The organism is Pseudomonas sp. (assembly GCF_049300855.1).
Lineage (GTDB): Bacteria > Pseudomonadota > Gammaproteobacteria > Pseudomonadales > Pseudomonadaceae > Aquipseudomonas.
On the sequence record NZ_JBAQKH010000013.1, the window covers coordinates 1 to 12,376 of the forward strand.

The window sequence follows — 12,376 nt, forward strand, 5'->3', positions numbered from 1 at the left end:
CTACTCTCACATGGGGAAACCCCACACTACCATCGGCGATGCATCGTTTCACTGCTGAGTTCGGGATGGGATCAGGTGGTTCCAACGCTCTATGGTCGTCAAGAAATTCGGGTACTGAGTCGTGGCCAGATGGCCTCGCTTCAGCAAATTGGGTATGTGACAGCTAGGTGCGTTATGAATCTTTCGAACTTTCGGTTCGTTTCGTCTTCACACACCCAATCTGGTCTCTCTCGCTTTTCAGCTCGGAGCATGCAAATTGCTTGGGTGTTATATGGTCAAGCCTCACGGGCAATTAGTATTGGTTAGCTCAACGCCTCACAGCGCTTACACACCCAACCTATCAACGTCGTAGTCTTCGACGGCCCTTCAGGGAACTCAAGGTTCCAGTGAGATCTCATCTTGAGGCAAGTTTCCCGCTTAGATGCTTTCAGCGGTTATCTTTCCCGAACATAGCTACCCGGCAATGCCACTGGCGTGACAACCGGAACACCAGAGGTTCGTCCACTCCGGTCCTCTCGTACTAGGAGCAGCCCCTCTCAAATCTCAAACGTCCACGGCAGATAGGGACCGAACTGTCTCACGACGTTCTAAACCCAGCTCGCGTACCACTTTAAATGGCGAACAGCCATACCCTTGGGACCGGCTTCAGCCCCAGGATGTGATGAGCCGACATCGAGGTGCCAAACACCGCCGTCGATATGAACTCTTGGGCGGTATCAGCCTGTTATCCCCGGAGTACCTTTTATCCGTTGAGCGATGGCCCTTCCATACAGAACCACCGGATCACTAAGACCTACTTTCGTACCTGCTCGACGTGTCTGTCTCGCAGTCAAGCGCGCTTTTGCCTTTATACTCTACGACCGATTTCCGACCGGTCTGAGCGCACCTTCGTACTCCTCCGTTACTCTTTAGGAGGAGACCGCCCCAGTCAAACTACCCACCATACACTGTCCTCGATCCGGATAACGGACCTGAGTTAGAACCTCAAAGTTGCCAGGGTGGTATTTCAAGGATGGCTCCACGCGAACTGGCGTCCACGCTTCAAAGCCTCCCACCTATCCTACACAAGCAAATTCAAAGTCCAGTGCAAAGCTATAGTAAAGGTTCACGGGGTCTTTCCGTCTAGCCGCGGATACACTGCATCTTCACAGCGATTTCAATTTCACTGAGTCTCGGGTGGAGACAGCGCCGCCATCGTTACGCCATTCGTGCAGGTCGGAACTTACCCGACAAGGAATTTCGCTACCTTAGGACCGTTATAGTTACGGCCGCCGTTTACCGGGGCTTCGATCAAGAGCTTCGCGTTAGCTAACCCCATCAATTAACCTTCCGGCACCGGGCAGGCGTCACACCCTATACGTCCACTTTCGTGTTTGCAGAGTGCTGTGTTTTTAATAAACAGTCGCAGCGGCCTGGTATCTTCGACCGGCATGAGCTTACGGAGCAAGTCCTTCACCCTCACCGGCGCACCTTCTCCCGAAGTTACGGTGCCATTTTGCCTAGTTCCTTCACCCGAGTTCTCTCAAGCGCCTTGGTATTCTCTACCCAACCACCTGTGTCGGTTTGGGGTACGGTTCCTGGTTACCTGAAGCTTAGAAGCTTTTCTTGGAAGCATGGCATCAACCACTTCGTGTTCTAAAAGAACACTCGTCATCAGCTCTCGGCCTTAAGATCCCGGATTTACCTAAGATCTCAGCCTACCACCTTAAACTTGGACAACCAACGCCAAGCTGGCCTAGCCTTCTCCGTCCCTCCATCGCAATAACCAGAAGTACAGGAATATTAACCTGTTTTCCATCGACTACGCTTTTCAGCCTCGCCTTAGGGACCGACTAACCCTGCGTCGATTAACGTTGCGCAGGAAACCTTGGTCTTTCGGCGTGGGTGTTTTTCACACCCATTGTCGTTACTCATGTCAGCATTCGCACTTCTGATACCTCCAGCAAGCTTCTCAACTCACCTTCACAGGCTTACAGAACGCTCCTCTACCGCATCATCCGAAGATGATACCCGTAGCTTCGGTGTATGGTTTGAGCCCCGTTACATCTTCCGCGCAGGCCGACTCGACTAGTGAGCTATTACGCTTTCTTTAAAGGGTGGCTGCTTCTAAGCCAACCTCCTAGCTGTCTAAGCCTTCCCACATCGTTTCCCACTTAACCATAACTTTGGGACCTTAGCTGACGGTCTGGGTTGTTTCCCTTTTCACGACGGACGTTAGCACCCGCCGTGTGTCTCCCATGCTCGGCACTTGTAGGTATTCGGAGTTTGCATCGGTTTGGTAAGTCGGGATGACCCCCTAGCCGAAACAGTGCTCTACCCCCTACAGTGATACATGAGGCGCTACCTAAATAGCTTTCGAGGAGAACCAGCTATCTCCGAGCTTGATTAGCCTTTCACTCCGATCCACAGGTCATCCGCTAACTTTTCAACGGTAGTCGGTTCGGTCCTCCAGTTAGTGTTACCCAACCTTCAACCTGCCCATGGATAGATCGCCCGGTTTCGGGTCTATTCCCAGCGACTAGACGCCCTATTAAGACTCGCTTTCGCTACGCCTCCCCTATTCGGTTAAGCTCGCCACTGAAAATAAGTCGCTGACCCATTATACAAAAGGTACGCAGTCACCCAACAAAGTGGGCTCCCACTGCTTGTACGCATACGGTTTCAGGATCTATTTCACTCCCCTCTCCGGGGTTCTTTTCGCCTTTCCCTCACGGTACTAGTTCACTATCGGTCAGTCAGTAGTATTTAGCCTTGGAGGATGGTCCCCCCATATTCAGACAAAGTTTCTCGTGCTCCGTCCTACTCGATTTCATGACTAAGAGATTTTCGCGTACAGGGCTATCACCCACTATGGCCGCACTTTCCAGAGCGTTCCGCTAATCTCAAAGCCACTTAAGGGCTAGTCCCCGTTCGCTCGCCACTACTAAGGGAATCTCGGTTGATTTCTTTTCCTCAGGGTACTTAGATGTTTCAGTTCCCCTGGTTCGCCTCTTGCACCTATGTATTCAGTACAAGATAACCATCTTATGATGGCTGGGTTCCCCCATTCAGACATCTCCGGATCAAAGTCTGTTTGCCGACTCCCCGAAGCTTTTCGCAGGCTACCACGTCTTTCATCGCCTCTGACTGCCAAGGCATCCACCGTATGCGCTTCTTCACTTGACCATATAACCCCAAGCAATCTGGTTATACTGTGAAGACGACATTCGCCGAAAATTCGAATTTCTCAATTAAGAGAACTCACAAATTTTACCTTAGCCTGATCCGTTACCAGTGAAAGTAACGTTCAGTCTATCTTTCTATCACATACCCAAATTTTTAAAGAACGATCTAATCAAAGACTAGAAATCAACATTCATCACCCAACGGTGGAATGCTCATTTCTAAGCTTTCATACTTCAGAAGCAGTGGTGGTGGAGCCAAACGGGATCGAACCGTTGACCTCCTGCGTGCAAGGCAGGCGCTCTCCCAGCTGAGCTATGGCCCCGTATTTCTACAGGCGTTTCCCACACAAAAATTGGTGGGTCTGGGCAGATTCGAACTGCCGACCTCACCCTTATCAGGGGTGCGCTCTAACCAACTGAGCTACAGACCCAATTTCGGGCTGCTTCTATCGTCTTCTTCAATGAATCAAGCAATTCGTGTGGGAACTTATGGAGCAGCTGATGTCGTCGATTAAGGAGGTGATCCAGCCGCAGGTTCCCCTACGGCTACCTTGTTACGACTTCACCCCAGTCATGAATCACACCGTGGTAACCGTCCTCCCGAAGGTTAGACTAGCTACTTCTGGTGCAACCCACTCCCATGGTGTGACGGGCGGTGTGTACAAGGCCCGGGAACGTATTCACCGTGACATTCTGATTCACGATTACTAGCGATTCCGACTTCACGCAGTCGAGTTGCAGACTGCGATCCGGACTACGATCGGTTTTATGGGATTAGCTCCACCTCGCGGCTTGGCAACCCTTTGTACCGACCATTGTAGCACGTGTGTAGCCCAGGCCGTAAGGGCCATGATGACTTGACGTCATCCCCACCTTCCTCCGGTTTGTCACCGGCAGTCTCCTTAGAGTGCCCACCATTACGTGCTGGTAACTAAGGACAAGGGTTGCGCTCGTTACGGGACTTAACCCAACATCTCACGACACGAGCTGACGACAGCCATGCAGCACCTGTCTCAATGTTCCCGAAGGCACCAATCCATCTCTGGAAAGTTCATTGGATGTCAAGGCCTGGTAAGGTTCTTCGCGTTGCTTCGAATTAAACCACATGCTCCACCGCTTGTGCGGGCCCCCGTCAATTCATTTGAGTTTTAACCTTGCGGCCGTACTCCCCAGGCGGTCAACTTAATGCGTTAGCTGCGCCACTAAGAGCTCAAGGCTCCCAACGGCTAGTTGACATCGTTTACGGCGTGGACTACCAGGGTATCTAATCCTGTTTGCTCCCCACGCTTTCGCACCTCAGTGTCAGTATCAGTCCAGGTGGTCGCCTTCGCCACTGGTGTTCCTTCCTATATCTACGCATTTCACCGCTACACAGGAAATTCCACCACCCTCTACCATACTCTAGCTCGACAGTTTTGAATGCAGTTCCCAGGTTGAGCCCGGGGATTTCACATCCAACTTAACGAACCACCTACGCGCGCTTTACGCCCAGTAATTCCGATTAACGCTTGCACCCTCTGTATTACCGCGGCTGCTGGCACAGAGTTAGCCGGTGCTTATTCTGTCGGTAACGTCAAAATCGCAGAGTATTAATCTACAACCCTTCCTCCCAACTTAAAGTGCTTTACAATCCGAAGACCTTCTTCACACACGCGGCATGGCTGGATCAGGCTTTCGCCCATTGTCCAATATTCCCCACTGCTGCCTCCCGTAGGAGTCTGGACCGTGTCTCAGTTCCAGTGTGACTGATCATCCTCTCAGACCAGTTACGGATCGTCGCCTTGGTGAGCCATTACCTCACCAACTAGCTAATCCGACCTAGGCTCATCTGATAGCGCAAGGCCCGAAGGTCCCCTGCTTTCTCCCGTAGGACGTATGCGGTATTAGCGTTCCTTTCGAAACGTTGTCCCCCACTACCAGGCAGATTCCTAGGCATTACTCACCCGTCCGCCGCTGAATCCAGGAGCAAGCTCCTCTCATCCGCTCGACTTGCATGTGTTAGGCCTGCCGCCAGCGTTCAATCTGAGCCATGATCAAACTCTTCAGTTCAAACATCTTTGGGTTTTTAAGAAACCCTAAACTTGGCTCAGCAATCGTTGGTTACATCTTTGATTTCTCGCGGAGTAACTTGTGATGCTGATAATCTTGTTGACTATCAGTCTGACTCCACAAGCACCCACACGAATTGCTTGATTCAGTTGTTAAAGAGCGGTTGGTTAAGACCTTTCGTCTCAACCGAGGTGCGCATCTTACAGCGCATCTTTTCAATTTGCAACCCCTAAAGTTTTTGATTTTTTCAACAAATTCAAACACTTAAACTAATGAGCAGCTTCGAACTGCTCGTTAGCGGGAGGCGAATAATACAGTATCCAAAACCTCGGTCAACCCCCTTTCTGAAATTCTTTTCCCTTACCTCTCCCAAAGGTTACTGCCCTGCAAATCTCCACGCGCTGCGGCTGCATATATAGCAGGAGCCAGGACGCAGCTACTGGCCCGGACTGTGTAAAAATGCACCTCAACAGAAACTCAAGGACCCACCCATGGAAACGTCACTGGAAACAGTCGCCCTTTTCTCCCTCAAACTGGCTTATGAGGAAGAAGGCCTAAGCCCGCTTTTGCGCGATGACCTGGTCATGGGGGACTATCAGAAAGACGTGTTCGAGTTGCTGGTGCGGCACGGGGATGTCGAGAGCATTCAGTTCAAAGTGAACCAATGCCTCGGATTGGCAATGGATGCCTTGGGCGGTATCGAAAAACCGCTAGGGCGCGAGCTGCAAAAATTGTCTGCTGATTTCAGTCAGGCGCGGTCGATGGAGCAGCTGGATCCGCCGCTCCGCGCACTCAAGGGTTATTTGAAAGACATCTTGTGATCGGCCGAGCCATTACAACAGTCGAAATCCATCATCAACCCTGCTCCGATTGAAGAACAATCTCCGAGGCTCACTTGCGCGTTTACAGGAACAGGTGCGAGGCCGAAATGCCAGAGGCCATACCCAGTCCTTTACCGGAATGAAGACAGTGGCGCGGCGCGCCTGTTTTGCTATCTTGCAGTCCGTCGTCAACGCTCTTCTATATATAGCGTTGCTTTGAGGTTTTTGAAGGTAAGGAAAGGGTCGAATGGAGTTTCTGTGTTTTCTGGCATTTATTGCGGTCTGGGGTTTGATGTGGCGCTGGGTGGTGAAAAACCGCGGTAGCTGGCATATTTTCTACGGCAACATCGTGGGCGCAGCGGGTGGCTTTATTGTCGGCCTGGTGGTGCTGTCGATCATGCTGTCATTGTTCCCATCAACAGATCGATCCGAACGAGCGCAGACAGAAGAGGTGGCGACACAGAGCGCCGAGCCTACTTCATTGTTGCCAGAGTCCGAATCAGCGCCGGCCGCCTCACTCGAAAACGCCCCGAGCTTTGCCGCTATCGAACCGGACAACACGCCCTCCCCTCCCGACTCTGCATTGCTGCCGAACTATGCCAACCGGGCACCGAAGTCGATGTCGGAAAAATCCGTGCTCGACCAGAGTGATGAGCAGGGACGCAAAGCCCTGACTGCGCTAAGCAAAAAACTGGGGCACGATGCAGACAGCGACAAGTCGATGCTCGCCTACGTCATGTGCAGCCCGTTTGTCACCAGCGCCCTGCGCTTCCCGGCTTCGGCACGATTTGCGGACAGCAAGACGATCACCACCCAACGCTTCAAGGATCAGGTTTACACCTTCAGTAACACCCTCACCGCACGAAACATGAACGGCGACGATGTCAGCTACCGCTTCAATTGCTCTGTGCAGGAACAATCGGCATCCGCCGAGTGGCGTCTGCTGAACCTGAAACTGCAGAAAACTGACTCTTAAGCCTCGCTTAAGGGTTCAAGGCGCCGGCTGCGCTATCATCGCCGGCCTGTGCGCCTTGAGCTTTGACCCCGGATGTCTCCCACTTTTGATGACCTGACTACGCTGCCTGCGGTTTTGGCCGGCCCGTTACTTCGACGGCTGGAGCCGAAGCGCTTGGTCCTGTGGCTGGTCGCAACGCAACATCTATCGCTGACGTTGTACTTGCAAGGCGTAGGAAACATTCCTCTCGACGCTGAGAAATGCACGGTCATTCCCGTAGGCACTCGGGCGTTCGTTCACCTCATCGATGTCACCCTCGACAGCGCCCTGCCTTTCGATACCTGCATCGACTACGACCTGTTAATTGACGGCCAACTGCGGATCGCCGACTGGGCACCGCATCTGCTGTATGACAACGCCACCCGCCCGAACTTCGTCGTGTGTTCGCGAATCGAGCAGTTGCTTCATGGCTCCTGTCGCAAACCCCATCACCCGGCAGCAGACGGCTTGCTCTGTGTCGACCAACTGTTAGCGAGCGAAACCGATCCGCAACAACGCCCCGCCCTATTAATGATGAGCGGCGATCAGGTCTACGCCGACGACGTTGCCGGGCCGATGTTGCGGGCCATTCATGCCCTGATCGCACGCCTTGGCCTGTTCGACGAACACCTCGAAGGCGCCGTGGTCAGCGACAGCGCCAAACTCTACGAACACCCGGCCAGCTACTACCACCGTGCGGATTTATTACCGGCACTGGAGAGCAACGAAACATTGCGTGAGCGATTTTTCGGCGGCGCGCGTAAGCCGATTTTCACCAGCAGCAGCGCGGACAATCATCTGGTGACCTTTGCCGAAGTCATGGCGATGTACCTGCTGGTATGGTCGCCGACGGCCTGGACGCTGATTGCTCCGCAAGCCCCCGAACTGACGCCTGAACGCCTCAAGCGCTATACCCTCGAACAGATTCGCATCGATGCCTTCAAGGGCGGCTTGAACAAAGTTGCCCGCGCACTGGCGCATCTGCCGAGCCTGATGATTTTCGACGATCACGACATCACCGATGACTGGAATCTGTCCGCGCAATGGGAGGAAACGGCCTACGGCCATCCGTTCTCCAAGCGCATCATCGGCAACGCTTTGATCGCCTATATGTTGTGCCAAGGCTGGGGTAACAATCCCGAGGCATTCAAGGATGTCCTGGAGAAAACCCGACGCCTGAGCGCCAGCGGCAATGACCGTTATCTCGACAGTCCGGTGCAGGATGATCTGATCGACGAATTGCTGCGCTTTCAGCACTGGCATTTCGTGTTGCCGACAAGCCCGGCGCTGGTGGTCATCGACACCCGCACTCGGCGTTGGCGCAGTGAAATGGCACTCAAACAACCTTCAGGCCTGCTTGATTGGGAAGCCCTGAGCGAACTGCAACAGGAGTTGCTTGATCACCCGTCAGCCATCATCGTTTCGCCGGCGCCGATCTTCGGCGTGAAGCTGATTGAAACCGTGCAAAAGGTATTCAGTTGGTGCGGTTTTCCGCTACTGGTCGATGCGGAAAACTGGATGGCCCATCGCGGCGCCGCACAGGTGATCCTGAACATTTTCCGCCACTCGCGCACACCGGGTAACTACGTAGTTCTGTCGGGCGACGTGCATTATTCCTTCGTCTACGAAGTGCTTATCCGACACCGAAAGGCCGGTCCGCGGATCTGGCAAATCACCAGCAGCGGGATCAAGAACGAATTCCCGAAAGCCCTGCTGGAGTGGTTCGACCGCCTCAATCGCTGGCTCTACTCGCCACGCTCACCGTTGAACTGGTTTACCAAACGCCGCCGCATGCGCATCGTGCCGTATACGCCTGAACACGCGGAGGCAGGTGAACGCTTGTGGAATTCGGCGGGGATCGGCCAGGTGTTTTTCAATCAGCAGGGGCAGCCGCGGGAGATCATTCAGCACAACTCGAATGGCAAGGCGAAGACACGGATGCTCGCGCCGGATCTGGCGGATTATCCGGACTAAGGCCTACACCGCACATGTGCGAGCCAGCCATCAATGCGCGATCAGTGCTCGCCCCACACCTCTGACAATCATCTCCACCTCCCGCTCATCAATCGTCAGCGGTGGCAGCAACCGTATCGTCTTGCCCCGCGTGACGTTGATCAACAGCCCATGATCCCGCGCCGCGATCAGGGTCAGATCACGCACCGGTTGTTTCAGCTCGATACCGATCATCAGGCCCTGGCCACGAATCGCCAGCACATTGGGATTGTCCGCCAGCTCTGCACGCAGACGAACCAACAGACGCTCACCCTGAACCCGGGCGTTTTCCAACAATCCCTGTTCTTCGATGATATCCAACACGGTGCAAGCCACCCGGCAGGCCAGCGGATTGCCACCGAAAGTGCTGCCATGACTGCCCGGCGTGAACAGATCAGCCGCCCGTCCGCGCGCCAGACAAGCACCAATCGGCACGCCATTGCCCAGTCCTTTTGCCAATGTCATGACATCCGGCACGATGCCTTCATGTTGAAACGCGAACCAGCGGCCGGTGCGACCGATGCCGGTCTGGATTTCATCGAGCATCAAGAGCCATGCATGACGATCGCACAACTCACGCAGGGCCTTGAGGTAACCGGCCGGCGCCAGTTGCACACCACTTTCGCCCTGGATCGGCTCGACCAGAATCGCCACGATTCGCTCGCCGTGCTTGTGCTGTACTTGTTCCAGTGCGGCAAGATCACCGAACGGCACTTTGAGGAAATCGCCTGGTAATTCGTTGAATCCCAGGCGTACCGCCGGACCATCGCTGGCCGACAGGGTACCGAGCGTACGGCCATGGAACGCGTTGGCCATGACCACCACCAGCGGCTGTTCGATACACTTGCGCCAGCCGTACAAACGCGCAAGCTTCAGCGCGGTTTCATTGGCCTCGGCGCCAGAGTTATTGAAGAACGCACTCGCCATCCCCGATAACTCGGTCAGCCGCTTGGCCAGCTGTTGCTGCCAGTCAATGCTGTACAGATTGGACGTGTGCAGCAGCAATCCGGCCTGCTCACTGATCGCCGAAACGATCCGCGGGTGCGAGTGGCCGACATTGGTCACCGCCACACCGGCAACCGCATCCAGATACTCGCGACCGGCCTGATCCCACAGGCGGGTGCCGAGGCCTTTGGTGAAACTCAGGGCCAGCGGTTGGTAAGTGTTCATCAGGGCGGCGGTCATGACTTCAAACTCCAGTGAAGGTCGGTGTGCTGGCAGTATGGTTAGCCACCGAAACTGGATAAACTCGGGAAAACTTCATTCATTTAAAAGCAGGGCTTGATAATGGACCTGTTCCAGTCGATGAGCGTTTACGTCAAAGTCGTCGAAGCCGGAAGCATGACGGCGGCGGCGTTGCAGTGCGACATGTCGACGACCATGGTGGGCAATCACCTGCGCGCGCTCGAACATCGATTGGGTGTGCAACTGTTGCAGCGCACCACCCGACGCCAACGACTGACCGAATTCGGCAGCGTTTATTACCAACGCTGCCTGGATGTCTTGGGACTGGTGGCCGACTCCGAACGTCTGGCCGAACAAGCACTCGATGAACCGCGCGGCCTGCTACGCATCACCGCGCCACTGACCTTTGGCGTAGAACGCCTGGCGCCGGCACTCAGCGAGTTTTCCCTGCAATACCCTCAGGTGAAAATGGATGTAGTGCTGACCAACAGCCGCCCGGATTTGCTGGAAAGCGGGCTCGACGTAGCGTTCAGACTGGGCCATTTCGAGGAATCAAACCTGATCGCCCGCCCCCTGATCGACTACACACTGACCATGTGCGCCTCCCCGCAATACGTCGCCCGTCGTGGCATGCCGCTTACACCTGAAGAACTGCAACAACACGACTGCCTGTCGTTTGCCTATCCTGCCGGCGACGATTGGCAATCGGTGGAAAAGCGCTGGCGCCTCAGCGGCCCGGACGGGGAAATACTCGTCGACGTCAGCGGACCGATGCTGATGAACACTTCCGCCGGTTTGCACCAGGCCGCACGCACCGGCATGGGTATCGTGATGTTGCCCGATGCGCTGGTGGAACAGGATCTGCGCGACGGCAAACTGGTGACCGTCGTTCCCGACTACCAACCGCCCAGCCGTCCCCTGCATTTGCTTTATGCGCCGGATCGCTATCGCTTGCCGAAGTTGCGTCGCTTCGTCGAGTTTGCGATGCAGACGTGGGGCAGATCCTGATGGCGAACAACTGCTGACAAGGAGTCGAATCATTAATGAACACAAACCTGACCGTACGCGACCTGCAGCCTGACGAAGTTGAGTGGGTGCGACTGTTCCTCGGCCAAAACGGCTGGGGTCACCGAACCGGTTCCAGCGAGCATTTCGCGCAACTTATCAAGCACTCTCAACGCACGGCAATTGCCCTGCACGGCACCCGGATCGTCGGCTTCGCCCGGGGCATCAGCGATGGTTGGTCCAACGGCTATCTTTCGATGGTCGTGGTCGACAGCCAACATCGCCGCACAGGCATTGGCCGCAAACTGGTTAAACATGTCATGGGCGATAACCCCGACATCACCTGGATGCTACGTGCCGGGCGAGAAGGCGCCGAGGCATTTTTTGCCAGCCTGGGTTTCGAGACGTCAGTGATTGCCATGGAGCGACCGAGGCTCAAATAACGAGCCTTGATCAAGTCCCGTTTTTCACCAACACCGGTTTTTCCTGATAACGCTGCGCGAACATCTGCTTCAGATTCGCCACTTTCGGCATGTCGTTGATCACGATGTACGGATAGCTCGGGTGCTCGGTCAGGAAATCCTGGTGGTAGTCCTCTGCCGGATAAAAGCCGTTATAGCTTTCCAGTTTGGTGACGATGGGTTTGCTGTAGGCATGAGCCGCATCCAGTTGGGCGATGTAGGCCTGCGCGACCTTCTGCTGATCGGCGTTGACCGGGAACAGTGCCGAACGATACTGAGTGCCGCTGTCCGGGCCTTGGCGATTAAGCTCAGTTGGGTTGTGCGCTACCGAAAAGTAGATCTGCAACAGGCTGCCGTAGCTGACCTGAGTCGGATCGAAGGTGACCTGAACTGACTCGGCGTGGCCAGTATCGCCCTCGCTGACTCGTTCATATTCGGCCGAGTTGGCCGCGCCGCCGGCGTAACCCGAGACGGCTTTCTGCACGCCTTTGACGTGCTGGAAAACACCCTGCACACCCCAGAAGCAACCACCGGCGAACACTGCGGTTTCGCTGTGCGCCTGGGTCACTTCATCAAGGGTCGGGGGCGGAATCAGCACAGCATCCTCGCCTCCAAAGGAGAACGCCGAAACCTGGCCAATGACGCCTGCAACTGCGACACCCAACAACATACGACGCCATGTGATTTTCATTTCAAGGACTCCTG

General features: G+C 54.8%; 7 protein-coding genes, 2 tRNA genes and 3 rRNA genes. 5 read left to right on the forward strand and 7 right to left on the reverse strand.

The features are described 5' to 3' along the window. The 5 genes from rrf to WA225_RS03910 all read right to left on the reverse strand — a co-directional run. Positions 1 to 103: ribosomal RNA gene (gene rrf / locus WA225_RS03890) — 5S ribosomal RNA — on the reverse strand; the annotation flags it as partial. A 168-nt stretch (positions 104 to 271) separates the two neighbouring features. Then, positions 272 to 3,165 (reverse strand): 23S ribosomal RNA (locus WA225_RS03895). A 246-nt stretch (positions 3,166 to 3,411) separates the two neighbouring features. Next, positions 3,412 to 3,487 (reverse strand) — tRNA-Ala (locus tag WA225_RS03900). A gap of 31 nt (positions 3,488 to 3,518) precedes the next feature. After that, positions 3,519 to 3,595 (reverse strand) — tRNA-Ile (locus WA225_RS03905). Positions 3,596 to 3,676: 81 nt separating this feature from the next. Beyond that, a 16S ribosomal RNA gene (locus WA225_RS03910) occupies positions 3,677 to 5,213 on the reverse strand. A gap of 491 nt (positions 5,214 to 5,704) precedes the next feature. On the opposite strand from WA225_RS03910, the gene WA225_RS03915 reads away from it, so the two are divergent. The 3 genes from WA225_RS03915 (at position 5,705) to WA225_RS03925 (ending at position 9,002) form a co-directional block, all read left to right on the forward strand. Beyond that, complete coding sequence (locus WA225_RS03915) at positions 5,705 to 6,034, forward strand: hypothetical protein (protein ID WP_422606946.1); 330 nt, start codon at positions 5,705 to 5,707, stop codon at positions 6,032 to 6,034. A gap of 247 nt (positions 6,035 to 6,281) precedes the next feature. Continuing rightward, positions 6,282 to 7,010, forward strand: a complete 729-nt coding sequence (locus WA225_RS03920) for a hypothetical protein (RefSeq protein WP_422606947.1) — start codon at positions 6,282 to 6,284, stop codon at positions 7,008 to 7,010. A gap of 72 nt (positions 7,011 to 7,082) precedes the next feature. After that, a complete protein-coding gene (locus WA225_RS03925) occupies positions 7,083 to 9,002 on the forward strand; it encodes an alkaline phosphatase D family protein (RefSeq protein ID WP_422606948.1) in 1,920 nt (639 codons plus the stop codon). Between the two features lie 30 nt (positions 9,003 to 9,032). On the opposite strand, the gene WA225_RS03930 is transcribed toward WA225_RS03925, so the two are convergent. Next, positions 9,033 to 10,205 (reverse strand): aspartate aminotransferase family protein, encoded by a 1,173-nt coding sequence (locus WA225_RS03930; protein WP_422606949.1) that lies wholly within the window; start codon positions 10,203 to 10,205, stop codon positions 9,033 to 9,035. Between the two features lie 102 nt (positions 10,206 to 10,307). On the opposite strand from WA225_RS03930, the gene WA225_RS03935 reads away from it, so the two are divergent. Together WA225_RS03935 and WA225_RS03940 are read left to right on the forward strand one after the other, a co-directional pair. Continuing rightward, the gene (locus WA225_RS03935) at positions 10,308 to 11,213 is read left to right on the forward strand and encodes a LysR family transcriptional regulator (protein ID WP_422606950.1); all 906 of its coding nucleotides are present in this window, start codon (positions 10,308 to 10,310) and stop codon (positions 11,211 to 11,213) included. A 35-nt stretch (positions 11,214 to 11,248) separates the two neighbouring features. Beyond that, complete coding sequence (locus tag WA225_RS03940) at positions 11,249 to 11,653, forward strand: GNAT family N-acetyltransferase (protein ID WP_422606951.1); 405 nt, start codon at positions 11,249 to 11,251, stop codon at positions 11,651 to 11,653. Between the two features lie 10 nt (positions 11,654 to 11,663). Here the strand turns inward: WA225_RS03940 and msrA are convergent, their stop codons facing one another. Then, positions 11,664 to 12,362 carry a peptide-methionine (S)-S-oxide reductase MsrA gene (gene msrA, locus WA225_RS03945; protein WP_422606952.1) on the reverse strand — a complete coding sequence of 233 codons (699 nt, stop codon included), beginning with the start codon at positions 12,360 to 12,362 and terminating at the stop codon, positions 11,664 to 11,666. Positions 12,363 to 12,376 lie beyond the last annotated feature (14 nt).

Bases quoted from the DNA above. Each gene is read 5' to 3' on its own strand.
- WA225_RS03915 (WP_422606946.1), top strand. From the start codon at position 5,705: ATGGAAACGTCACTGGAAACAGTCGCCCTTTTCTCCCTCAAACTGGCT.
- WA225_RS03920 (WP_422606947.1), top strand. From the start codon at position 6,282: ATGGAGTTTCTGTGTTTTCTGGCATTTATTGCGGTCTGGGGTTTGATG.
- WA225_RS03925 (WP_422606948.1), top strand. From the start codon at position 7,083: ATGTCTCCCACTTTTGATGACCTGACTACGCTGCCTGCGGTTTTGGCC.
- WA225_RS03930 (WP_422606949.1), bottom strand. From the start codon at position 10,205: ATGACCGCCGCCCTGATGAACACTTACCAACCGCTGGCCCTGAGTTTC.
- WA225_RS03935 (WP_422606950.1), top strand. From the start codon at position 10,308: ATGGACCTGTTCCAGTCGATGAGCGTTTACGTCAAAGTCGTCGAAGCC.
- WA225_RS03940 (WP_422606951.1), top strand. From the start codon at position 11,249: ATGAACACAAACCTGACCGTACGCGACCTGCAGCCTGACGAAGTTGAG.
- msrA (WP_422606952.1), bottom strand. From the start codon at position 12,362: ATGAAAATCACATGGCGTCGTATGTTGTTGGGTGTCGCAGTTGCAGGC.